Annotated in this window: 21 protein-coding genes and 1 tRNA gene; 10 read left to right on the top strand and 12 right to left on the bottom strand. The window is 61.6% G+C overall.

What is annotated here, in order from left to right; genetic code table 11:
* Positions 1 to 4 precede the first annotated feature (4 nt).
* From murA to I6E51_RS05650, 4 genes are all read right to left on the bottom strand, one after another.
* Complete coding sequence (gene murA / locus I6E51_RS05665; RefSeq protein ID WP_197107152.1) at positions 5 to 1,372, bottom strand: UDP-N-acetylglucosamine 1-carboxyvinyltransferase; 1,368 nt, start codon at positions 1,370 to 1,372, stop codon at positions 5 to 7.
* Positions 1,373 to 1,380: 8 nt separating this feature from the next.
* Complete coding sequence (gene leuD / locus I6E51_RS05660; protein WP_197109667.1) at positions 1,381 to 1,977, bottom strand: 3-isopropylmalate dehydratase small subunit; 597 nt, start codon at positions 1,975 to 1,977, stop codon at positions 1,381 to 1,383.
* A complete protein-coding gene (gene leuC, locus I6E51_RS05655; RefSeq protein WP_197109666.1) occupies positions 1,977 to 3,437 on the bottom strand; it encodes a 3-isopropylmalate dehydratase large subunit in 1,461 nt (486 codons plus the stop codon). The genes leuD and leuC overlap by 1 nt, the downstream gene beginning before the upstream one ends.
* Positions 3,438 to 3,538: 101 nt before the next feature.
* Entirely contained in the window at positions 3,539 to 3,967 is a 429-nt protein-coding gene (locus I6E51_RS05650; protein ID WP_197109665.1) for a DUF3592 domain-containing protein, read from the bottom strand.
* Between the two features lie 210 nt (positions 3,968 to 4,177).
* Here I6E51_RS05650 and I6E51_RS05645 point away from each other — a divergent pair, with 210 nt between their 5' ends.
* Complete coding sequence (locus tag I6E51_RS05645) at positions 4,178 to 5,266, top strand: Glu/Leu/Phe/Val dehydrogenase family protein (protein ID WP_197106099.1); 1,089 nt, start codon at positions 4,178 to 4,180, stop codon at positions 5,264 to 5,266.
* A gap of 90 nt (positions 5,267 to 5,356) precedes the next feature.
* On the opposite strand, the gene I6E51_RS05640 is transcribed toward I6E51_RS05645, so the two are convergent.
* Entirely contained in the window at positions 5,357 to 6,364 is a 1,008-nt protein-coding gene (locus I6E51_RS05640) for a TerC family protein (RefSeq protein WP_197125169.1), read from the bottom strand.
* A gap of 232 nt (positions 6,365 to 6,596) precedes the next feature.
* On the opposite strand from I6E51_RS05640, the gene I6E51_RS05635 reads away from it, so the two are divergent.
* From I6E51_RS05635 to I6E51_RS05625, 3 genes are all read left to right on the top strand, one after another.
* Positions 6,597 to 6,980, top strand: coding sequence for a helix-turn-helix transcriptional regulator (locus I6E51_RS05635; protein WP_197109663.1), 384 nt, complete (start codon positions 6,597 to 6,599; stop codon positions 6,978 to 6,980).
* A gap of 344 nt (positions 6,981 to 7,324) precedes the next feature.
* Positions 7,325 to 9,019: a cation-translocating P-type ATPase gene (locus tag I6E51_RS05630; protein WP_231599902.1), complete on the top strand. Its 1,695-nt coding sequence runs from the start codon at positions 7,325 to 7,327 to the stop codon at positions 9,017 to 9,019.
* A complete protein-coding gene (locus tag I6E51_RS05625) occupies positions 9,016 to 9,681 on the top strand; it encodes a thioredoxin domain-containing protein (protein ID WP_197109661.1) in 666 nt (221 codons plus the stop codon). Before I6E51_RS05630 ends, I6E51_RS05625 begins: the two co-directional genes overlap by 4 nt.
* Before the next feature lie 23 nt (positions 9,682 to 9,704).
* Here I6E51_RS05625 and I6E51_RS05620 read toward each other — a convergent pair whose 3' ends face one another.
* Positions 9,705 to 10,949 (bottom strand): acyl-CoA dehydrogenase family protein, encoded by a 1,245-nt coding sequence (locus I6E51_RS05620; RefSeq protein WP_231599659.1) that lies wholly within the window; start codon positions 10,947 to 10,949, stop codon positions 9,705 to 9,707.
* Between the two features lie 160 nt (positions 10,950 to 11,109).
* Between I6E51_RS05620 and I6E51_RS05615 the strand changes: the two genes are divergently transcribed.
* On the top strand, positions 11,110 to 11,979 hold the full coding sequence (locus I6E51_RS05615; protein ID WP_197106104.1) for a helix-turn-helix transcriptional regulator: 870 nt from the start codon (positions 11,110 to 11,112) through the stop codon (positions 11,977 to 11,979).
* A gap of 22 nt (positions 11,980 to 12,001) precedes the next feature.
* On the opposite strand, the gene I6E51_RS05610 is transcribed toward I6E51_RS05615, so the two are convergent.
* Positions 12,002 to 12,565: a hypothetical protein gene (locus I6E51_RS05610; protein WP_197109660.1), complete on the bottom strand. Its 564-nt coding sequence runs from the start codon at positions 12,563 to 12,565 to the stop codon at positions 12,002 to 12,004.
* 62 nt (positions 12,566 to 12,627) lie between these two features.
* Positions 12,628 to 13,488: a helix-turn-helix domain-containing protein gene (locus I6E51_RS05605; protein WP_197109659.1), complete on the bottom strand. Its 861-nt coding sequence runs from the start codon at positions 13,486 to 13,488 to the stop codon at positions 12,628 to 12,630.
* 150 nt (positions 13,489 to 13,638) lie between these two features.
* Here I6E51_RS05605 and I6E51_RS05600 point away from each other — a divergent pair, with 150 nt between their 5' ends.
* Positions 13,639 to 14,460: an alpha/beta fold hydrolase gene (locus tag I6E51_RS05600; RefSeq protein WP_197109658.1), complete on the top strand. Its 822-nt coding sequence runs from the start codon at positions 13,639 to 13,641 to the stop codon at positions 14,458 to 14,460.
* A gap of 466 nt (positions 14,461 to 14,926) precedes the next feature.
* On the opposite strand, the gene I6E51_RS05595 is transcribed toward I6E51_RS05600, so the two are convergent.
* Positions 14,927 to 14,999, bottom strand: a tRNA-Glu gene (locus tag I6E51_RS05595).
* 79 nt (positions 15,000 to 15,078) lie between these two features.
* On the opposite strand from I6E51_RS05595, the gene I6E51_RS05590 reads away from it, so the two are divergent.
* Positions 15,079 to 15,546: a hypothetical protein gene (locus I6E51_RS05590; protein ID WP_197106108.1), complete on the top strand. Its 468-nt coding sequence runs from the start codon at positions 15,079 to 15,081 to the stop codon at positions 15,544 to 15,546.
* Between the two features lie 21 nt (positions 15,547 to 15,567).
* Here the strand turns inward: I6E51_RS05590 and I6E51_RS05585 are convergent, their stop codons facing one another.
* Positions 15,568 to 16,500 carry a diacylglycerol kinase family protein gene (locus I6E51_RS05585; protein WP_197109657.1) on the bottom strand — a complete coding sequence of 311 codons (933 nt, stop codon included), beginning with the start codon at positions 16,498 to 16,500 and terminating at the stop codon, positions 15,568 to 15,570.
* A gap of 56 nt (positions 16,501 to 16,556) precedes the next feature.
* On the opposite strand from I6E51_RS05585, the gene I6E51_RS05580 reads away from it, so the two are divergent.
* From I6E51_RS05580 to I6E51_RS05570, 3 genes are all read left to right on the top strand, one after another.
* Positions 16,557 to 17,192, top strand: coding sequence for an MBL fold metallo-hydrolase (locus I6E51_RS05580; RefSeq protein WP_197109656.1), 636 nt, complete (start codon positions 16,557 to 16,559; stop codon positions 17,190 to 17,192).
* A 74-nt stretch (positions 17,193 to 17,266) separates the two neighbouring features.
* Positions 17,267 to 17,893, top strand: a complete 627-nt coding sequence (locus tag I6E51_RS05575) for a TetR/AcrR family transcriptional regulator (protein WP_197106111.1) — start codon at positions 17,267 to 17,269, stop codon at positions 17,891 to 17,893.
* Positions 17,890 to 19,584: an MDR family MFS transporter gene (locus I6E51_RS05570; protein ID WP_197109655.1), complete on the top strand. Its 1,695-nt coding sequence runs from the start codon at positions 17,890 to 17,892 to the stop codon at positions 19,582 to 19,584. The genes I6E51_RS05575 and I6E51_RS05570 overlap by 4 nt, the downstream gene beginning before the upstream one ends.
* Positions 19,585 to 19,686: 102 nt before the next feature.
* Here I6E51_RS05570 and I6E51_RS05565 read toward each other — a convergent pair whose 3' ends face one another.
* The gene (locus I6E51_RS05565; RefSeq protein WP_197106113.1) at positions 19,687 to 20,403 is read right to left on the bottom strand and encodes an ABC transporter ATP-binding protein; all 717 of its coding nucleotides are present in this window, start codon (positions 20,401 to 20,403) and stop codon (positions 19,687 to 19,689) included.
* A complete protein-coding gene (locus I6E51_RS05560; protein WP_307783826.1) occupies positions 20,400 to 22,205 on the bottom strand; it encodes a branched-chain amino acid ABC transporter ATP-binding protein/permease in 1,806 nt (601 codons plus the stop codon). The genes I6E51_RS05565 and I6E51_RS05560 overlap by 4 nt, the downstream gene beginning before the upstream one ends.

The following is a 22,205-nucleotide window of genomic DNA, read 5'->3' as shown; positions in this document are numbered from 1 at the left end:
CGACTTATCCTTCGTAGACGAAGTCGGCACCGAGTGATTCAAGCTTGTCGATGAAGTGCTCATAGCCGCGCGCAATAATCCCGATGTTGCTGACAGTCGACTGACCATCAGCGGTCAACGCTGCAATGAGGTGGCTGAAACCACCGCGAAGGTCAGGGATCTCAACATCCGCACCGTGCAGTGGTGTCGGGCCGATGATGACGGCAGCCTGCTCCAAGGGGCGGCGAGGAACGCGACGGCTGACCGACTCAATTCCCGCTTCGAAAACTTCGATATTCGCGCCCATCTCAACGAGCGCCTCGGTGAAGCCCAAACGGTTCTCGTACACCGTCTCGTGAACCACGGAACGGCCCTCAGCCTGAGTGAGCGCAACGATAAGGGGCTGCTGCCAGTCCGTCATAAAGCCAGGGTGCACATCAGTTTCGATGACAACGGGCTTGAGGGCACCACCGGGATGCCAGAAACGGATGCCGTCTTCAGCAATATCGAACGCGCCACCCACCTTGCGGAAGATGTTCAAGAAGGTCATGAGCTCTTGCTGCATGGCGCCCTCAACGAAGATATCTCCGCCGGTGGCCAGAGCAGCGGATGCCCAGCTTGCGGCCTCGTTGCGGTCGAAGAGTGCGCGGTGGTTGTAGCCGCTGAGCTTCTCGACGCCCTCAATGAAGATAACGCGGTTGGGCTCGACATTGATGATCGCGCCCATCTTTTGCAAGATAGCGATGAGATCCATGATCTCGGGCTCGATGGCCGCGCCCTTGAGCTCGGTGACGCCCTTGGCGAGAACGGCGGTGAGCAACACTTGTTCGGTTGCGCCCACGCTCGGGTAGGGCAGATCGATGTCAGCGCCGTGGAGGCCATCGGGAGCGGTGAGACGGATGCCTTCATAGCTCTTGTCGACGACGGCACCGAAGGCACGCAGCGCATCCAAGTGGAAGTCGATAGGGCGGTCACCGATGCGGCAACCACCGAGGTCGGGAATCAATGCTTCACCGAGGCGGTGCAGCAGCGGTCCACAGAAGAGGATCGGGATGCGGCTAGAGCCCGCGAGCGCATCAATCTTGGCGAAGTGTGCCTTGAGCACGTTCTTGGGGTCGAGGGTCAGCTCGCCGTCGCCCGTCTCCGTGACAGTGACGCCGTAGGCCTCGAGCATTCCGGTAACAACGCCAACGTCGCTAATGGCCGGGACATCTTTGAGCACACTCGGGGTGTCAGCGAGAAGGGCTGCCACCATGGCTTTTGTCGCGAGATTCTTCGCGCCGCGAACATTAATGCGTCCACGAAGAGGCTTTCCACCATTAATGACGATTTGGTTGGAATGCAGTCCGGATCGCTTGGCTGCCGCTGTTGCGTCTTGAGCCAATGGATTCATCGTTACCTCTACTTCGCTGGCAAGGTTGTCGGGCGCCATGCTTCTCGGTGCCCTTCGAACTCCGTGATATCTGATTCGTTTCTCAGAGTGAGACCGATGTCATCGAGCCCTTCGAGCAAACGCCACCTAGTGTAATCATCAATCTCGAAAGAGAACTGTGCTGAACCGGCTGTCACCGAACGGGTCTCAAGATCGACGGTGATTTCGAGTTCGGGGTCGGCGTCAACGAGCGCCCACAAGGTCTCGATATCTTCTTCGGCGAGCTGTGCGGCGAGAAGCCCCTGCTTGCCTGAGTTTCCGCGGAAAATGTCACCAAAGCGCGAGCTGAGAACGGCTTGGAAGCCAAAGTCGCGAAGCGCCCACACGGCGTGCTCCCGGCTAGAGCCGGTGCCGAAGTCTGAGCCTGCGATGAGAATCTTGCCGTGGCTGTACGGCTCGCGGTTAAGAATGAATTCAGGGTCCTGGCGCCAGCCAAAAAAGAGTGCGTCGTCGAAGCCAGTTTTGGTGACTCGCTTGAGAAACTCAGCGGGGATGATCTGGTCGGTGTCGACGTTGCTGCGCTTGAGCGGAACAGCGTTGCCGCGGATGGTCGTGATCTTGTCCATTAGCGCGACTCCTCTGCGGTGGTGCTGGCTGACACGAGTTGTTCGGGCAGCGGGCTGTTCTCTAGATCCCACGGGCTCGAGAGCGTGCCACGGATGGCGGTGGCGGCGGCGACGAGGGGCGACACGAGGTGAGTGCGCCCTCCCTTGCCTTGGCGGCCTTCGAAGTTGCGATTACTGGTGGAAGCGCAACGCTCTCCCGGAGCCAACTGGTCGGGGTTCATGCCGAGGCACATTGAGCATCCCGCAAAGCGCCATTCGCCGCCGAACTCTTCCACGATCTTGTCGATGCCTTCGGCTTCGGCTTCGATGCGGACGCGGGCAGACCCGGGAACGACCATGACGCGCACGTGATCAGACTTCTTGCGACCCTTGATGATCGACGCAAATGCGCGCAGATCTTCGATACGGCTGTTGGTGCAGGAGCCCATGAAGACGGCATCCACGGCAATGTCTTTCATCGCCATACCGGCGTCAATTGCCATGTATTCGATGGCACGCTCAGCGGAGGCACGCTCGTTGGGGTCGGCGATGTCAGCGGGCACGGGAACGTTGTCGCTGAGCGAGACACCCTGACCGGGGTTGGTTCCCCAGGTGACAAAGGGCTCGAGCGTGTTGGCGTCGAGGAAGACTTCGGCATCGAAGACGGCGTCGTCATCGGTGGCGAGCGTGTTCCAGTACTCAACGGCGACATCCCAGTCGGCACCTTCAGGAGCGTGCGGGCGGCCCTTGAGGTAGTCGTAGGTGATCTGGTCTGGCGCGATCATGCCGGCGCGAGCGCCAGCCTCAATCGACATGTTGCAAATCGTCATGCGACCCTCCATGGAGAGGGAACGGATGGCGCTGCCGCGGAACTCGAGAACGTAGCCTTGGCCTCCGCCGGTTCCGATCTGCGCGATGACAGCAAGGATGATGTCTTTCGCGGTTACGCCGGGGCGCAGTTCGCCCTCCACGGTGATCGCCATCGTCTTGAAAGCTTTGAGCGGCAAGGTCTGAGTCGCGAGCACGTGCTCGACTTCACTCGTGCCGATACCGAATGCCATCGCACCGAAGGCGCCGTGGGTGCTCGTGTGAGAGTCACCACAGACCACTGTGATGCCGGGCATGGTGAGGCCGAGCTGCGGGCCAACCACGTGAACGATGCCCTGCTCGATGTCGCCGAGCGAGTGCAGTCGAACGCCGAACTCTTTGGCATTGTTGCGCAGCGTCTGAATTTGGGTGCGACTCGTGAGGTCGGCGATCGGCTTATGGATCGCGAGAGTCGGGGTGTTGTGGTCTTCGGTTGCGATCGTGAGATCGGGGCGGCGAACGGGGCGGCCGGCCATCCGAAGTCCATCAAATGCTTGAGGGCTCGTGACTTCGTGCACAAGGTGAAGGTCGATGTAAATGAGGTCGGGAGTGCCATCGGCACCCTTGACGACCAGATGGTCATCCCACACTTTTTCAGCCAGGGTCTTGCCCATAGCGCACCTCTTTCGAATCGACGATCGTGCCGCAAAGAGCGCGGCTCAATCTCTCTAGTCTACGCCGAGCGACAAACCGCATTCTGCGAACTAGCGGTCACCTAGCGGTAGTCGGTGTCGAGCACGATGGCCGTGGCGGGGTCGGCGTCGACGTAGTGAACCTCGGCCGTGGGATTTGCGGCGAGCGCGGCATCCTTATCGAAGGATTCTTCTTCGTAGCTGATGTCGCCCAGAGCGGTATAGGTTGTGCCGTCGACCTCGTAGCTGAACTCCAGCCTGACGAGTTGCACCGTGTGGCGGCCAGAGCGGCTCGACTCATCAACAGTGTTGCCGGTAGGCACGGCCTGCGTCACGAGACCATTCTCGATGATCTCGGCCCGACCATCATGCTTTTGCGTCGTCAGCACACCGATTATCGCGATGATCGCGAGCGGGATGACAAAGAACTTCACGAGGTTCCAGATGGGCCTGCGTCTGCTCGACTGAGGTATTGGTTCGTTCGGCTGAGGCGTTGACGAAATGTCGCTCATGAACTGGTCTCTCTGTCGCTGCTGGGCGCACGTTCTCGGCCCGTGGCGACCGTTTTCGATCGCTCACGCATGTGCCAAATCATAAGGTAGCAACGAATAGGCGACACCGCCGAACCCCGGCGGTATGCTGACCAGAGCGCACCACCCTCGCGCTACCACCACTTGCCATTTTGTTGTTTTGCCCACAAGGCCCACACGCAGGAGAAGTTCATGATTTCGCACGCATCAACGACGCTAGAAGCCCCCGTATCCGCTCTCGAGAATGCGGATTTCACGCACGAGAACGTTCTTATCTCTACCGGAAAACGATCCGGGCTTGTCATCACCGTCGCCGTCCACTCCACCGTTCTCGGCCAAGCCCTCGGCGGTGCGCGAATGTGGAACTATCCGCACTGGACCGATGCTGTCGCTGACGCTCTGCGCCTCTCTGCTGCAATGACGTTGAAGAACTCTGCGGCCGGCCTCAACCGTGGTGGCGGCAAGTCGGTCATCCATATCCCTATGGGCGTCACCCTCACGGCGGATCAGAAGCGTGAGGCCATGCTCGATCTCGGCGACGCCATCGAGAGCCTCAACGGCGCGTATATGACGGCCGAAGATGTCGGCACGAGCGCCGAGCTCATGTCGATCGTTGCCGAGCGCACCGAACATGTGTGTGGTCTCCCTGCCGATCAGGGCGGCGCTGGAGAACCGGCGGATGCCACCGCCGCAGGCGTGCACGCGAGCATCCTCGCCACATGCGAAGCCCTTTTCGGCACCCGCGATCTTGCCGGGCGTCATCTCGTCATTTCTGGCCTCGGCCAGGTTGGCGGCCGTTTGGCCCGCTCCCTCACCGCAGCCGGCGCTGTGCTCACCGTCACCGACGTCAACCTGGACCGCAAACTGCTCGCAGCAGAACTCGACGCCAACTGGGTTGACGCTGACGAAGCGCACAGCGTGGTTGCCGACCTCTACATCCCGTGCGGCATGGGCGGCGCGCTCAGCCCCCGCGTCATCCGCGAACTCAACGTCAGCGGGGTTGTCGGGGCTGCCAACAACCAGCTCGCCCAACACGACGGCGCCGAGGCTCTTGCCGAGCGCGGCATTTTGTGGGCGCCGGACTTCGTGGTGAACGGTGGCGGTGTGATCTACCTCGACATGGCTTCGGAGCCGGATGCGGATGCCGAAGCCATTACGAAGCGGGTCGAAGCCATCGGTGACACCGTGACCACGATCTTCCGCGATGCCGCTGCCCAGAGCATCACCACCTTGGACGCCGCAGAACGTCTCGCGCAGTCGCGCCTCGTTACTGCCGGCTAAGGCACCACTCTAAAAACGAAACGCGCGGTGGCGCCCTTCGAGCATCAGCTCACGGGGCGCCACCGCGCGTTGTCAGTTGCGGACGGCCGCTTAGTCGACCGAGAGTTCTGCGAGCTCGCGCTTCTTGTCGCGGCGCATCTTGGCAAGGCTCGCGACGACGGCAACGGCCATCGCGGCAAGGATCACGATGAGCGAGGTCCAGGTGCCGATCTCGGGTGCCCAGAGCAGCGGCTCTCCCCCGTTGATGAACGGCAGCTCGTTGACGTGCATGGCGTGCAGGAACAGCTTCACACCAATAAACGCGAGCACGAAAGCGATGCCGTAGTGGAGGTACTCCAGCTTGTCGATGAGGTCGCCGAGCAGGAAGTACAACTGTCGAAGCCCCATCAGAGCAAAGATGTTGGCGGTGAACACGATGAACGGGTCTGTCGTGATTCCAAAGATGGCCGGAATTGAATCGATCGCGAACACAAGGTCAGTGATACCGAGCGCTACAAACACCACGAGGATCGGCGTGAAGACCTTCTTGCCGTCGATAACGGTGCGCACCTTGCCACCGTCGAAGGTTGGCGAGATGTTGATGTGCTTGCGCAAGTAGCGGATGATCCCGCTCTCGGTTTGCTCCATATCGTCATGGTCCTCGAAGACCTGGCGAATGGCCGTGTAGAGCAAGAACGCACCGAAGATGTAGAAGATGAAGCTGAAGTTTTCGATCAGTTGCGCTCCGAGCAGAATGAAAATTCCGCGCAGAACGAGGGCGATCAGGATGCCGACCATCAACACCTCTTGTTGATACTTTCGTGGCACCGAGAAGCGGCCCATGATGATCACGAAGACAAAGAGGTTGTCGATCGAAAGGCTGTATTCCGTGACCCAACCGGCGATGAACTGGCCGGCCTGTTCGACATCGCCCAGGAGGAACATCAGGAGGGCGAAGATGAGGGCGAGCGTTACGTAGAAGCCAACCCACAGTGCCGATTCCCTAGTGCTCGGAATGTGGGGGCGCTTGTAAGCCATGATCAGGTCGGCCGTCAAAATGATCAGCAGCACTGACATCGACGTCACTTCAAACCAAATAGGCAGAGTAGTCAAAAGAATCCGTTCAAGGGTTTCGAAGCGTAGCAAGACTCGAAAGTCTCTCCCGCACCCACAAGAGACGTGGATGCCGTTGCCCCGGAACCGCTACTGAGCGGTTCGTATTGACGAGTACAACGAGGTGGGATACTCCCCTTCGCGTGCCCCATGATAGCCGACGCTGGCCCGAGCGAGGCCCGGTAACTCACAGTTTCGCGTGTGGAATTAACGTCAGCGATCACTGTATGGTCAGTGGATGCTGACCATTGCTTCTCGTGTCGATGTCATGAACCGCTTAGGTCGCGCGATGGCCGACCCCACTCGCGCCCGCATCCTGCTCTCGCTGCTCGAGAAACCCGGCTACCCCGTGCAATTGGCACACGATCTCGAACTCACTCGCAGCAACGTCTCCAACCACCTCACGTGCTTGCGCGGATGCGGACTAGTGGCCGCAACCCCCGAGGGACGATCGACCCGCTACGAGATCGCGGATGCCCACCTCACGCGTGCGCTCACTGCCATCGTGAACGTCGTGCTGGCCGTCGACGACGGGGTGCCCTGCTCCGATGAGAACTGCGATGTGCCGCTGTGCTGCGACGGTGCAGCGGCGAGCGCGACCCCGACTGTGGCCGCGTCGTGAGCGAAGAATGCTGTGGAGTGGATGCTCCGCAGAAGTCGCGCGCTGCTGACTCATTAGCCGCCGCTGGCCCCGCCTCCGCCTCCGCCTCTGCCCACTCTTCGGCGGGCACCCCAGCACCGCACGGAGCCGATGACGCGCTCGCGCCATGGTGGAAGGACCGGGGGCTCGCCTTGCCTGCCACGTCCGGCATTCTGCTCGCGGCAGCTGTCATTACCGGCTGGGCGGGCGTCACCGGATGGCTGATTATCGCGATCTACGGCCTCAGCCTGCTCGCGGGGGCCGCGACTTTCGTTCCGGGTGCGGTGCGTCGTCTCCTGCGCGGTTCCCTCGGCGTTGGCTTGCTCATGACGATTGCGGCAATCGGGGCGGTACTGCTTGATCACGTCGGCGAAGCGGCCGCGCTCGCCTTTCTCTTTTCCATTGCCGAGGCACTCGAGGATCGCGCGATGGACCGTGCCCGCCATGGTCTGCGCGCCCTGCTCGCGCTCATTCCCGACACGGCTCTCGTCGAACGGGAGGGAAGCATTCTCACTCTTGCGGCTCGCGACCTCGTCGTTGGTGATCTTCTCGTCGTGCGCGCGGGCGAACGCGTGGCAACGGATGGCGTTGTCGCGAGTGGTCGAGGCAGCGTCGATACGTCAGCGGTGACCGGCGAGTCGCTTCCCGCCGCGGTCGACACTGGCGACGCCGTGCTGGCTGGCTCCATCAATGGCGAAGGTGTGCTGCGCATCCGCACCACGGCGAACGGCACCGACAACTCCCTGACCACAATCGTGCACTTGGTGGAGCAAGCAAATGCTCGTAAGGGCGACCGCGCCCGACTGGCCGATCGAATCGCGCGCCCCCTGGTGCCGATCGTCTTGGGAGTCGCCGCCGCCGTTGTTGGTTTCGGCTTCCTCGTCGGCGACCCCGAACTCTGGACCGAACGAGCGCTCGTCGTGCTTGTGGCCGCATCGCCGTGCGCCCTCGCAATCGCCGTTCCTGTGACGGTCATCTCGGCGATCGGCTCCGCGAGCAAGCTCGGAATCATCGTGAAATCGGGCGCCGCCTTCGAACGCATGGGCAGCATCCGCACCGTTGCTTTCGACAAAACCGGCACGCTCACGCGAAACCAGCCAACCTTTGTTGCCGTCGAAACCGTCGATGGGGTGACGCGCGACGAGGTGCTCAGCATCGCCGCTGCGCTCGAAACGCACAGCACGCACCCCCTCGCTCACGCGGTCCTGGCCGCATGTCCCGACCACACCGAGGCACTCGAAGTGCGGGAAGATGCCGGCCGCGGAATATCCGGCATCCTGAACGGCGTTCCTGTGCGCGCCGGCAGCACCCGGTGGATGGACCCAGCAGCGCTCTCTCCTGCAGCGCTGCGCCTCGCCGACGAGGGCATGACCGTGATGGCCATCGAACGCTCCGGCATCGTGATCGGGCTTCTCGGTATCCGCGACGAACTGCGGCCCGACGCTGCGGAGGCTGTCTCGCAGTTGGCGAGCGCGGGCATCCGCACCCTCATGCTCACCGGCGACAACTCCAGAACGGCGGCAACGATTGCGGCCGAAGCTGGGATCAGCGATGTGCGCGCCGAACTACTTCCCGCCGACAAGGCCGATGCGATCGCTGCACTCTCCCAGGAGTCCCCCACGGCAATGATTGGCGACGGCATCAATGATGCGCCAGCACTCGCCACCGCCGACGTGGGCATTGCAATGGGTGCGACAGGCTCGGCAGCGGCGGTCGAGTCGGCGGATGTCGCCTTCACCGGCAGCGACCTGAGGCTCATTCCGGTTGCACTGCTTCATGCGCGGCGCGGGCGTCGCATCATGACCGGAAACATCGTGCTGTCGCTCGCGATCATCGTGGGTCTTTTCCCGCTGGCGCTCACGGGCGTTCTCGGCCTGGCCGGAGTGGTGCTCGTGCATGAGCTCGCCGAACTGGTGGTCATCGTGAACGGCCTCCGCGCGGCTCGACTTTCGCATAGCCTTGATTCGCGCTCAGCAATGGGCGCTGGCCGTCAATCCCAGCCTGTTCGGAGTCTCGTGTGAAGAAAGCCCTCCTGCCCACCTTTGCTGCACTGGGCATCCTCGCTCTCGTCGCCGCCTTCGTCTTTGTCTACGTGACAGCGAAGAACGCCGATACCGAGACAGCAAGCACCAGCTCGGACTCCTCCGAACTCGCCTCTGCTGTAGCCAGCGACTCGAATTATGTCGACAACGTCGGGCCCGCTGCGGTCACCGTCGTCGAATTCCTCGACTTCGAATGTGGTGCCTGCGGCCAGTTCTATCCCTATGTTGAGGCCCTGCGCGAAGTGTACGACGGAGATATCAACTATGTCGTTCGCTACTTCCCGCTGCCCAGCCACCTCAACTCGATGGATGCCGCCCTCGCGGCAGAGGCTGCTGCCCAGCAGGGAGAATTCGAGGCCATGTATCAGCGCCTCTTCGAGACTCAGGGTGACTGGGCCGGCGGAACTCCCCCGCAAACAGATGCCTTCCGCGCGCTCGCCGTCGAAATCGGGCTGGATATGGATGCCTACGATGCCGCCGTCGCCGACCCCGCAACTCAGGCTCGCGTCGAGGCAGACTTCGATGCCGGCGTTGAGCTGGGCGTCAACAGCACTCCCACCTTCTTCGTGAATGACGAATACATCGAGACGAGTCGTCTCGAGAATCTGCCGGAGGCTGTTGACGCCGCAGTCAAGGGCTAACTACTCTCAGCGCCCAACGCTGCTTAGGTGTACCAACTCGGTTCTGGCACTTCGTTGAGCAGCACGTACTGACCGACTTCGCGCTTCTTGTAGGGCGCCGGGTCGTGCAGGCTGTGGGTGCGAAGGTTGCGCCAGAAAATATCGAGGCCGACTGAGTTGGCGGATGCCCGAGCTCCCGTCAGCTCGAACACCTTCGTTGCGACCTCCAAGCCGTCGTCGCTAATGCGCAGTTTCCCGGCTGCAATGCGCACGGCGATTTCGCCACGGCGGCGTTCGGTGAGCTCGGTGCGTGGCGCGTGAAGCACCGCACTGATTTCGGCGCCGACAGCATTGAGCAGGGCCTCATCCGCCCATAGCTTCGATTGCAGTTCGCCATAGCCTTCGAGGATGTACCACTCTTCGCTCGCGTGCGCTTTGTTGTCACCGCCATAGGGCCAGGCGCGGCTCTTGGTGCGCGTGTATGACGACGCGGCTTCAATCGCTCCTTGAGCAATGCCGAGATAGAAATTTGCGAAGACTAACTGGATCGCGGGCACGTTGAGAGTGCCGTAGGTGAGCGGCTGGAACTCTTTGTTTACGAATCCCAGCGCTGACGACCAGCCGGTGCGCACGCCATTGATCTGTACGGAGCCGGATTCGGTCAGTCGTTGGCCCAGATTGTCCCAGTCGCCGTTGAACACGATTGCTGGCTGGTCTGTCGGCACGATGGCGAAAACATGAGTGTCGGTTCCTTCGAGGATGCCCTCGAGCACGGTGAGATCCGAAACGACACCGCCCGTAGAGAACGACTTGTTGCCGGTGAAGACGATCTCGTCGCCCTCATCCGTGACGAGCAAATCGGAATCGCGTGGATTCACCGCACCGCCGAAGAGGTAGTTGTTCTCGGTGTAGTGCTTCTCCACGGCGACGATCTGCTCGTCGGTGGCGACGAGGCGTGCCGCCCACGCCCAGAGGTAGTGGTAGCCGAGCAGTTGCCCGATCGAGCCGTCACCCCGCGCAATCGTGCGGATGACCTTGTAGGTGGTCTCCCACGCCTGCCCACCGCCACCATGCTCGGTCGGCCCGAGCAGCGTGACGAGCCCGGAGTTCTTGAGAAGCGCCACTTCGGCGTGCGGCGGCTGGTTGGCGACATCCCGCTCAACCGCATCTGCCGCCAGGATGTCAGACACTTCTTGAGCGCGCTGAAGCCAGCCCTCTGGTGTGGTGGGGCGGGCGCTATCCGCCCATCGATTCTCGATCGCAGTGGGCGTGGCAGTGAGATGTGGCATGGTCGCTTTCCTTGGTGAGTCAGGGTTCCGGATGGGGTGTGAGCCCTATCTTGAGCCTCATCAGGGCACGCGTCGAGCATGTGTCTTCTCGCTACTTTCTGTTACGAATCGTGTACTAGATTCAGCACTGAGCACGCTGCCGAGAGCACGAGGAGACCCGATGGCCCACGAGCCGAATCCGCTCGCCACGTATCTGCGGACGCGCCGGGATTCGCTGCAGCCCGCCGACGTTGGACTGCCCGCTACGGCGGGCCGACGAGTGTCTGGGCTTCGTCGCGAAGAGGTCGCCGAACTCGCGGGCATCAGCGCCGATTACTACGTGCGTATTGAGCAGGGCCGCGATCAGCATCCCTCCGACCAAGTGCTCAGTGCGCTGGCGCGAGCGCTGCGCTTGGATGACGATGCGCGCGACTATTTCTTTCGACTAGCGCGACCGGGGTCACAAACGATGCGTTCGCATCCGTTGTCGGAGTCGGTGCTGAGATTGCTCGACTACTGGTCGCACACCCCCGCGTACCTCTTTGATCGCAACCATGATGTGCTCGCCGCCAATCAGTTGATGCGCGCCCTCAGTCCCGAAGTGCAACCGGGGCACAATCAGCTCATTGACGCTTTCGGCGGGTACGCCCGCGCGATCGACGAGGAACAGCCCGCCGCGGTGCTGGAGGGCTGGGAGTCCATTCTCAACCAGATGCTCGCCGCCCTTCGTTTCTCAAGCGACCCCCATGATCCGCGGCTGCACGAGGTGGTCGGCTATTTGTCGACGACCTACCGAAGCTTTCGACCACTCTGGGCACGGCACGAAGCCAGACCCCATACGGGCGGCACACTCCACGTGCACGTTGACCCCATCGGCTGGGTCGAATTTCGCTGGCAAGCCCTCGAAGTATCGAACGCTCCCGGCCAATATCTTGTGACGTACCTTGTCGAGCCCGACACTCACGCTGCAGCCGCCATCGCGTACCTCGTGTCGATACGCCGGCCCGGGGCATCCGACTTCCGTTCCGACCAGCCATCACCCGACGCCTAACCTCTCCTCGCGTGGAGCCCCATCAGCTCTCAATGAGAGACGGAGGATCGTGTGCAACGAGCGCTATCAGTGCATCGAGTTGCGACTGCGCGCCATCAGCGGTGGTGCAGAACACGAGTAGGTAGTCGTCGGGGTCTTCGGGGATTCTCACGAGGCTATAGCCCAGATTGAGCGTGCCAACGCGGGTATCAGTAAAGCCAACATTGCCGGTCACCTGCGCTCCGATCGACTCCTTCGCCCACACTTCGGAAAACGTGTGGCTCTTGGCCGAGAGCTCACCCACTATCTCCCGAAATTCGCGATCGCCCTCATGGAGCGCGAGCGAGTCGTTGAGCATCCCGGCGACCTGGGTTGCCGCCGCGGTGAAGGATGCCCCACTTCGCTCGACAGTGGGCTCGAGAAAGGTGAAACGAGCGAGGTTCACGCCCCTCTCAAAACTGGCGGAGAGCGCTCGAGCGAGCGGGTTCGAGGCGAGCACCTCAAGATGCCGATCCAGCAGCACAGCGGGCACTTCACGCCAGTTCCTGAGGTGCGCGCTCACCAGAGCACGTTGGCGCGCAATGACGGGATCGACATCTTCGTTCATGTGCTCACCGTAGGGCGCGACTGTCGCGGCAGCCTAGCCCCGGTGGGGCCACCCACCGCGATCTAGCGCGTTGGTGCGTCTGGCTCGCTGAAGCGTGTGGGGATCACACCCGGCGAAGCACCCCGAGCCGCGAGGTACGCGAGAGCGGCGGCGGCGGGCGATCCGGGGGTCGGAAATACCACCATCAGCTCGTAGCCAAAATGCACCGGCAGCGAGAAGAGTTGGATGTTGAGTTCCACTTCCCCGACCCCCGCAATCGGCACACGAAACATCCGCTCGCTAAACGGGCGAGCATCATGGCGCGCCCAACAACGAGCAAACTCGGGCTGTTCACGCAGCAGCTGAGCGACGATCTCTTGCCGACGTGGATCTGTCGGATCGCTGTAGAAGCGAAGCGCTGCAACGTGATCAGAGACGAGACCGCGCCAATCAGGATGCCGCGTGCGAGCGCCGGGCAAGAAGGTATTAAGCATGAGGTTCATGCCGACCTGAAAACTTTCGGGAACAAGAGCCCGGGCCAGCGAATTACTGGCGACAATGTCGCGGTTAGGGTCGAGAACGAGGGCGGGGCTATCTGGCCACTGCTCGAGTAGACGGCCGGTGATGGCATCCGGCAACGGCCCCGCTGCTTGCGGTCGAGGCGCTTGAGGCGTTGCCAACCGAACGAGGTAGCGGACAGCAAATTCGTCGAGTTGAAGCGCTCGCGCGAGCGCACTGATCACTTGCATCGACGGGCGATTATCTCGGCCCTGTTCAAGCCGAACGTAGTATTCGCGGCTGATGCCCGCGAGCGCGGCGACTTCGTCACGACGCAGCCCGGCCACACGACGCTGAGGGTCAGCCGGCAGCCCTACTTGCTCGGGCGTGAGCACTCCGCGGCGAGCGCACAAGTACTCACCGAGCGCACCCTGTTGATCGGCCACGAGGGGTCCTTTCCCAATTCCCGCACTAGTAAATCTAGTCCGGTGCGGGCCTCTGCGGGTACCTGCCTAGGACTCGTGGGGGCACGCGCACCAGCGATTGCCTTTCTAGCCTGAGACAGAGTTCTCCCCACCACTTGAAAGGAACCCGCAATGCCCTACTTCACCACCTCCGACGGAACCGAGATTTACTACACCGATCAGGGTGCCGGTCAGCCGGTACTACTGAGCCACGGCTGGCCTCTCTCCTCGGATGCCTGGCAAGTCGAAATCAAACTGCTCGCCGACAACGGCTACCGCGCTATCGCGCACGACCGCCGCGGACATGGTCGCTCCTCCAAGACTTACACCGGCAATGACATGGATACCTATGCCCGCGACCTCGCTGAGCTCGTCGAGCACCTCGACCTCAGCAACCTCGTCGTCATTGGCCACTCAACGGGTGGCGGTGAAGTGGTGCGTTATGCCGCTCAGCACGCCAACGGCCGCGTCGCGAAGGTCATCACTGCCGGCGCTGTTCCGCCGCAGATGGTGGTCAGCGACACCAACCCCGATGGCTTGCCCATGGAAGCCTTTGATGGCATCCGTGCGGGTGTATTGAAGGATGCGTCGCAGTTCTACATTGACCTGACCGAAGCATTCTTCGGTGCCAACCGCGACGGCTCCGCCGTGTCAGAGGGTGCTAAGCGCGAGTTTTGGCGCCAGGGCATGAACGTCAATCTGGCCGCTGCCTACGACTGCGTGAAGGCATTCTCCGAAACCGACTTCACCGAAGACCTGAAGGCTCTGGATGTTCCCATCCTGCTCGCGCACGGCGATGACGATCAGATTGTGCCCATCGACGATGCCGCCCACAAGGCCGCAGCGCTCGTGAAGCACGGAACGCTCAAGGTGTATGCGGGAGCGCCCCACGGCATCTACGGCGACTACCAGGAGCAACTCGGCCGCGACATTCTCAAGTTCATCGCGGAGTAAGCACGCTCTGCGTGATTGGCGCTCTGCGTGATTGGCGCTCAGTGTGATTGGCGCTTAGCTCGCCAGCGTTGCCACGATTCACGCACCCGTCGACGGGTTCGCTTCCAGAATGCTCGGGAGCGAGCCCGAGAGGCCGCATGACGTTCGGCCTCCAGCTGTTTCTCTTGAAGAAAAAGTTTGGCTCCGGCTTCATTGCGGGCGCGAACCCACTGGCCGTTTCCACCCATAAACATCTGCATCACATCCCGACTGCGTTGGAGTTAGGCACCCCTCCACCGTAACGAGAATTCATCACGAAGCAAGGGCCGCGGCAGCGGGCCGGTTCTCCAAAGCAAGCTCTACGCTGACGTCCGCACTACCGCGGGTACCGCGCAATGAAGGCGGAATTGACCCCCTGAACTGGGTGTCCCGTTAACGATAAAATCCCGGTCTTGTTCACACGAACGAGACCGGGATTTTGCTACTGTGACCCCAGCGGGATTCGAACCCGCGTTACCGCCGTGAGAGGGCGGCGTACTAGGCCTCTATACGATGGGGCCTCACAACAACTAGAAAAGTATGCCACACCTTTTGCACTACTTTTCCCACTTCTGCCAATTTATAATCACAGGATCATTTTTGACTGCCTTCACGCGCGCCACCACTGCCACTTTTATTGCCGTTGCGGCTGTCGCCGCACTCACGGGGTGCTCACTCCTCTCCCCTGAAATTCCCCGCGATGACAGCGGCCAAGTGCTCGAGCCGACCATCATCGGCTCCACCGAACTACTCGTCGATGACTGCTTTACTTTCGTTGACGGCAGCAACCTCAGCGAAGCAGAAGTGACCCCGTGCACCACAGATCACAGCCACATTGTGATCGGCAAGGGCGAACTCGAGAAGAGTGCCATCACTGACGCCGGCGGCTTGCAGAACGCGGTCTCCTCAGCGTGCTCTGACACCTTCAGCGCGTTCAAAGAGACAGTGGCAGATGGCGCAGCACGCCCCGACCAGGAATTCATCATCTCCGAGCACTCCACCGACGATGGCACGCTCATGACTGACTACGCGTGCATCGCTACCGACGCCGCCTCCCCCGCCGCCTAGCGGGACACCAGCAAGCACTGGCTACGGCCGCTGATCCAGAACGTTCAGCACGCCGGCGACCATCTTGATATCGATCGGCAGCGCCGCAAAGCGCTCCCCGTCGGCGTACGCCATGATGTCCTCGGACTCGATACGGATTCGCTTAGCCCGATAGACCGTCACGCGAGGGTCGCTGAGATGCTTGCCACTGAAGACGCGCGGGAAGACGCGCAAGAAAGCCAACCGCGACAGAGCTTCAACGACGAGAACATCGGCGAGGCCGTCATCCAGAATCGCATCGGGCGTTACCTTCATGCCGCCACCGAGCGACACATTATTGCCCACGCTGACAAGCGCAGCCGTAGTTTCAATCACCACGTCGTCGAGGGTGAGCTTGTAGTGGATCGGGCGCAAGCGCAACAGTTCGATGAGAAGCGCGACCGTGTAGCGGCTGGCACCGCGCGGCCACGACATGAGGTTCGCACGCTCGTTGACGATCGCATCAAAACCGGCGGAGAGCACACACGCAAACCAGCGGGTCGCGGCCGAACCAGTGGCGTCGTCGACATAGGTAACGCTGCCGGCGTCAATAGCCCGCGGCGGCCTCGCAAGGCCGCGAACAACACTTGCGACAGCGGCATCCACATCAGACAGGGGGATGCCAAGACCCCGAGCCATGTCATTGCCGGTGCCCGACGGAATGATGCCCAAAGGAACCTTGGTTTTCGCGACCAGATTGGTGCCCAAATTGACCATGCCGTCGCCGCCAACAACAAGTAGGGCATCCGGCTTCTTCGCGACCGCTTTTCGCCCGCGCTTCAACAGCAAAGCGAAATTGGGTTGCTCAAGCGCGGTCACGTCATGCCCGAGTGCGCGCAAGGCCTCAACAGCACGAGGGCCCACGTTCTTGCCGCGGCCAAACGATGCTGTGGGATTGATCGCGACAACGAGACGCAGGGGTTTGATCGACTCCACACTTCAGTATGTCGCACTGTCTCGCATCCAGCGCACCACAGGCTTAGGCTCGAACCATGAAGGTCACCAAGTATGAGCATGCCTGCCTCGTTCTCGAACACCAGAATGAGCGCCTCGTCATCGACCCCGGCGGGTTCACCGCGCCGCTTCCCGCGCTCGACAACGTGACCGCCATCGTGATCACCCACCAACACCCCGACCACTGGACCGACGAGCAACTGCAGCGCATTCGCGACAACAATCCCGACGCGCCCATCTTCGGCCCTGCCGGTGTCACGGCCGCTGCCACTAACTGGAACACCACCACAGTCGTTGACGGCGCGAGCGAAACCGTGGGGGCCTGGACACTTGAATTCTTTGGCGGCGAGCATGCCGTCATCCATCCCTCGATCCCCATGATCGACAACCTCGGCGTGCTCGTGAATGGCGAGTTTTGGTACGGCGGCGACTCCTTCACGGTGCCGCCGAAGCCCGTGGCGGCCGCCGCGATCCCCGCCGGCGCTCCGTGGCTCAAGATCAGTGAGGTCATGGATTACGTGACCGAGCTGGCCCCGAAGCGCGCGATTCAGACCCACGACGCCGTGCTCTCCGACAAGGGACTTGCCCTCTCGGCCGCCAGAATTACGGATGCCATGGCTGGCTACGGTGGCGAACTGACGGTTCTGCAGCCGGGCGAATCCATCACGCTCTAGCCGGCGCGGACCTCTAAGCACTCTCCCAGCTTTTTGCAGTTGTGCATTTTTGCAGTCTCTGCAATTATTGCTGCGTGCCTGATACTCCTGCCCTCGGTCTCCGCGACCGCAAACGAATCGAAACGCGACTGCGCATCGAAACTGCCGCGGTTGAAATCGTCACGGCCGAAGGACTCGATGGCGCCACGGTCGACATGATCAGCGACCGCGCCGACATCTCGCCGCGCACCTTCTTCAACTACTTCGAGAGCAAAGAGGATGCCATCCTCGGAACTCAAGACATGGGAGAAGTTCAGCGCGCGATTGATGCTGGAGTCGCCGGCGCAGAAACCGATGACTTGGTCGTTGCGATCGTCTCCACCATGTTCCACATCTTTGGCCCGATGGCCGCACGAACTCAGCTCAAAACACAGCGGATGGCTCTTGTTCAAGAACACCCGCGTTTGTTGAGCCGACAGATTCACCAATTCACGCAACTGAACAGCACGATGGCTGCTGCCGTTGTCGAATTCCTTAATAAGCGAGAAACTACGCTCCCCCGCGACCCCGAACACGTCGCCGAAATTGCCGTAGCCACTTGCGTCGCATCCGTTCGAATCGCGGTCAAGGAATGGATTGCTGCCGGCGCTACCGCCGACATCGACTCCATGTACCTTCGCGCGATCGGACTTACACGAGAAACACTGAACACACTTCAATGACAACCACCAACGAACCACCCGTCGCCGACGTCACTCCCGAAACCTTCAACGATCCCGCTACGAAGCGCAGCATCCTGTTGCTGTTCGTGGGTCTCATGGTGACGATGCTGCTGTCAGCTCTCGACCAAACCATCTTCAGCACCGCGCTCCCCACCATTGTGGGAGAGCTCGATGGCGTGAACCACATGCTGTGGGTCACGACGGCCTACATTCTGGCTGCGACCATCATGATGCCCGTCTACGGAAAACTCGGTGACCTCATTGGTCGCAAGGGTCTGTTCATCGGAGCAATTTCCATCTTCATGATTGGCTCTGTTGTCGGCGGGCTCGCCCCCGACATGACCTGGCTGATCGTCGGCCGTGCCGTTCAGGGACTCGGTGGCGGTGGCCTCATGATTTTGTCGCAGGCGATCATTGCCGATGTGATTCCCGCACGCGAGCGTGGCCGCTACATGGGAGCGATCGGCGGCGTATTTGCTCTCGCGAGCGTCGCCGGGCCACTACTCGGTGGCTGGTTCACTGAGTCGATCGGATGGCGTTGGGCGTTCTGGATGAACCTCCCGCTCGGTGCCCTAGCGATCCTCGCAGCCGTCACCCTGCTCAAACTCCCCCCACACAACAAGCGCAAGCCGAGTATCGATGTCGCCGGCATGGTGTTGCTCGCCATTGCTTCGGCAGCGGTTGTTCTCACGACAACCTGGGGTGGCACACAGTACGACTGGGATTCGCTGCTCATCATCTCGCTAATCATCATCGCCGTTGTCGCCGCCTTCTCCTTCGTGATGGTGGAACGCTCCGCCGCCGAGCCGATCATGCCCATGGGCATGTTCAAGGAACGCAACTTTGTTCTCACGACGGCATCCGGCCTGATTACCGGTATCGCCATGTTCGGTGCCCTCGCCTACATGCCGACGTACTTGCAGATGGTGACGGGAGTAAACGCGACCCAGGCCGGATTCTTGATGATTCCGATGATGGGTGCGCTTCTTCTGAGTTCGGTAACGGCGGGCCAACTGGTTAGTCGCACCGGCCGCTACAAGTGGCTACCGATCACGGGCGCCTTTGTTCTCGCTACCGGTTTGGCGTTGCTCTCCACTATGACGCCCGACCTCCCCCTCTGGATTCTCTGCTCGTACCTCGCCGTGATGGGCCTCGGTATCGGCATGAGCATGCAAATTCTGGTGCTTATCGTGCAGAACACGTTCCCCAACTCGCAGGTCGGCACCGCTACGGCATCCAACAACTACTTCCGCCAGATTGGTGCCTCAATCGGCACCGCAGTGGTCGGCAGCCTGTTCGTTGCTCGTCTCACCGATCTGCTGAGCACCCGCCTTCCGGCTAGTGCCGCTGGCACCACCGGCGACACCAACTCATTGACACCAGCTGCTGTGCGCGATCTTCCGGATGCGCTCCGCGAGATCATCGTCAGCTCCTACAACGATTCGCTGGCACCGGTGTTCCTCTACATGGTGCCGCTGGTTCTGCTCTCGGCCGTGCTGCTGATGTTCCTCAAAGAGGTTCCGTTGGCCACCAGCATCGACCGCGGAGAACCCACGGAATCGCTCAACGTGCTCGGGGACGACGATGACAGCGACGATGCCGAAGCGAAGACAACGGATGCCGCTTCGCCCCAACTGACGACAGCGAGCGATCAGTCGGGGCCTATTTCGATCATCCGCAGTCAGCCGTAGTTGCGGTGACGGCGACCACACAGGTCGCCCCACTGCGTGGCTAGACCCGCAGCATCCTCGTCACTCAACGACGAGAGTGTTGCGGGTCTTTCGCTGTCTGCCCTAGTCGAGGCCGAGGTAGGCCTCGATGACCTTCTCGTCAGCGAGCAGTTCATGGGCGGGGCCAGAGTGCGACACTTCGCCGGTTTCCAAGACGTAACCGTAGTCGGCGGCGGCGAGGGCACGGCGGGCGTTCTGTTCGACAAGGACGACAGTGGTGCCGGTCTGCCGGATCTCCTCGATCACGGTAAACACTTCGTCGACGATCTTCGGAGCCAGCCCCATCGACGGTTCGTCGAGCAGCAGAATCTTCGGTTCGGCAATCAGAGCGCGGGCAATCGCCAGCATTTGCTGCTCTCCACCCGATAGCGCGCCAGCATGCAGTTTGCGACGCTCAAACAACACGGGGAATCGCTCGTAGACTTCGGCAACCTTTGCGTGCATCGCACTGTTGCTGCGGTGCCAGCCACCCAGAGTGAGGTTCTCGGCAACCGTGAGGGTGCCCAAGATCTCGCGACCTTCCGGCACCTGCACCAGCCCCGCCTTCACTAGGCGGTGCGCCGGCCACTTGGTGACGTCTGTGCCCTCGAAAGTGATGACACCTTGGCGTGGGCGCAAGAGCCCCGATACGGCGTTGAGCACCGAAGTCTTGCCTGCACCGTTGGCGCCGACGAGCGTGACAAGCGAGCCGACCGGCACCTCGAAGGACACGTCGCGCACGGCCTCCACGCGCCCGTAGTTGACCTGCAGGCCCGTGACACTCAGAATCGGGTCGCTCATCGGTTCTCCTCCGGGGTAGTCGCGTCGTCGGCCGCAGCAGCACCGTCATGCTCGGGGTGCTCGGCTGCACGGTCATCGACAACGTGGGCGAGGGTTTCGGAGGCGAGCACGGATGCCGCCTCGACATCCTCATCGGAGCCCGCTGATCCGAGGTAGGCCTCGAGCACGCGCGGGTCCCGAGCGATCTCGCTCGGCTCTCCGAAGGCGATGATCTCACCAAAGTTCAGCACCATGATGCGGTCACACGTGGCCAGCATCATCCGCACATTGTGCTCAATGACGAGCACGGCGATGCCGTCGGCGGCCAGCGAACGAATGAGCTCCGACAGGCTTGCTGCTTCGACATGGTTCATTCCCGCTGCGGGCTCATCGAGCACGAGGAGAGACGGATGCGAGGCGAGCGCGCGGGCGATCTCCAGTCGACGTTGGTCGCCATAGGAGAGGTCACCGGCGGCGTTCGCGGCTTTCTCGCCGAGGCCCACGCGGACCAGCTGGGCGGAGGCCATCGCGACGGCTTCACGCTCGAGACGGCGAGCTGAGGGCAAGAAGAACAGCCGACGCAACAGTGTGTCCTGCGTGATGCGGTAGCCGCCGACGAGCACGTTTTCGAGCGCCGAGAGGCGGTTGAAGAGCTTGATCTGCTGGAAGGTGCGCGCCACTCCGGCTTGCGCCAGACGGTGTGCTTTCGTGCTGGCGGTGAGAGGAACGCCGAGAACGCTGCCGGTTCCCGTCGTTGGCGGCGTTAGGCCGGTCACCATGTTGACGAGGGTGGTCTTTCCCGCGCCGTTGGGCCCGATCAGTCCGAGCACCTCTCCAGCATTCACCGTGAGGTCAACAGATTGCACGGCGTGAACTCCGCCGTACGACTTGCCAAGGCCACTGAGGTTGACAAGCTCGGAACCAACAGCTGGCAGGGCAGGCAGCGTGGGCTGGAATGACGGATCGACGTTCAGTCGCTTGGCCGATTTTCGCACCGGGATGAGCCCCGAGAGGCCACCGGGAAGAAAGAGAATCACGACAAGAAGAAGCACACCCGAAATCGTGGGGCGAATCCACCCGGCATCGATTCCGATCGCGCGCTGCACTTCAGGAAGCAAACTGAGGAAAGCGGAGCCAAGAACGGGGCCGATGAAGAGCGTGACGCCGCCGACGACTGCGGTGACAAGTCCATCGACTGCAGCAGTGAAGGAGAACTCGTTCGGATCCGCGAACCGGGAGAAGTGCGCGAGAAGCACGCCATAGAGGCCCGCAACTGCTCCGGCGATCACAAACGACGCCATCCGGTACCGAGGAACGTCGATGCCCATGGTGGTCGCGGCCAGTTCATCTTCGCGAATTGCGGCGAACGCTCGCCCGAGGCGGGAACCAGACAGGCGCCAGAACCAGTACGCGACGACGATCAACGCGATCCAGGCGACGCCGGGGCCAACAAGCTTGGCGAAGCTAAGCCCTTGCGCACCGTTCGTCCACGTCTGGTTGATCAGAAAGATCCGCACCATTTCGCCGAAGGCGAGAGTGGCGATGGCAAGAAACACGCCACGAAGGCGAATGACGGGCAGTCCCAAGATAAACGCGGCGAAGGCGCCGACAATCATGCCGAAGATGATGCCAATGACGAGCGGCGGGATGAAGCCGAATAGTGGCTCGGAGGGTACGACAAGCGCCGAGGTAAAGGCCGCCAACGAGGCGAGCCCTACTTGCGCCAAGCTCAACTGGCCGGCGATGAGCACGGCGTAGAAGCTATAGGCGAGAATCGCCGTGAGGGCGATCAGGGTGATGAGTGACGAGTATTCCGCGATCAC

The organism is Salinibacterium sp. NSLL17 (assembly GCF_015864935.1).
GTDB lineage: Bacteria > Actinomycetota > Actinomycetes > Actinomycetales > Microbacteriaceae > Rhodoglobus.
Note: the sequence above shows the minus strand (reverse complement) of the source record. Positions and strands in the feature narration are given on the sequence as shown.

What these genes read in the sequence shown, in the direction of transcription:
- I6E51_RS05600 (WP_197109658.1), top strand. Translation starts at nt 13,639, where the DNA reads ATGCCCTACTTCACCACCTCCGACGGAACCGAGATTTACTACACCGAT.
- I6E51_RS05565 (WP_197106113.1), bottom strand. Translation starts at nt 20,403, where the DNA reads ATGAGCGACCCGATTCTGAGTGTCACGGGCCTGCAGGTCAACTACGGG.
- murA (WP_197107152.1), bottom strand. Translation starts at nt 1,372, where the DNA reads ATGAATCCATTGGCTCAAGACGCAACAGCGGCAGCCAAGCGATCCGGA.
- leuC (WP_197109666.1), bottom strand. Translation starts at nt 3,437, where the DNA reads ATGGGCAAGACCCTGGCTGAAAAAGTGTGGGATGACCATCTGGTCGTC.
- I6E51_RS05645 (WP_197106099.1), top strand. Translation starts at nt 4,178, where the DNA reads ATGATTTCGCACGCATCAACGACGCTAGAAGCCCCCGTATCCGCTCTC.
- I6E51_RS05635 (WP_197109663.1), top strand. Translation starts at nt 6,597, where the DNA reads ATGCTGACCATTGCTTCTCGTGTCGATGTCATGAACCGCTTAGGTCGC.
- I6E51_RS05570 (WP_197109655.1), top strand. Translation starts at nt 17,890, where the DNA reads ATGACAACCACCAACGAACCACCCGTCGCCGACGTCACTCCCGAAACC.
- I6E51_RS05580 (WP_197109656.1), top strand. Translation starts at nt 16,557, where the DNA reads ATGAAGGTCACCAAGTATGAGCATGCCTGCCTCGTTCTCGAACACCAG.
- I6E51_RS05610 (WP_197109660.1), bottom strand. Translation starts at nt 12,565, where the DNA reads ATGAACGAAGATGTCGATCCCGTCATTGCGCGCCAACGTGCTCTGGTG.
- leuD (WP_197109667.1), bottom strand. Translation starts at nt 1,977, where the DNA reads ATGGACAAGATCACGACCATCCGCGGCAACGCTGTTCCGCTCAAGCGC.
- I6E51_RS05620 (WP_231599659.1), bottom strand. Translation starts at nt 10,949, where the DNA reads ATGCCACATCTCACTGCCACGCCCACTGCGATCGAGAATCGATGGGCG.
- I6E51_RS05650 (WP_197109665.1), bottom strand. Translation starts at nt 3,967, where the DNA reads ATGAGCGACATTTCGTCAACGCCTCAGCCGAACGAACCAATACCTCAG.
- I6E51_RS05615 (WP_197106104.1), top strand. Translation starts at nt 11,110, where the DNA reads ATGGCCCACGAGCCGAATCCGCTCGCCACGTATCTGCGGACGCGCCGG.
- I6E51_RS05630 (WP_231599902.1), top strand. Translation starts at nt 7,325, where the DNA reads ATGACGATTGCGGCAATCGGGGCGGTACTGCTTGATCACGTCGGCGAA.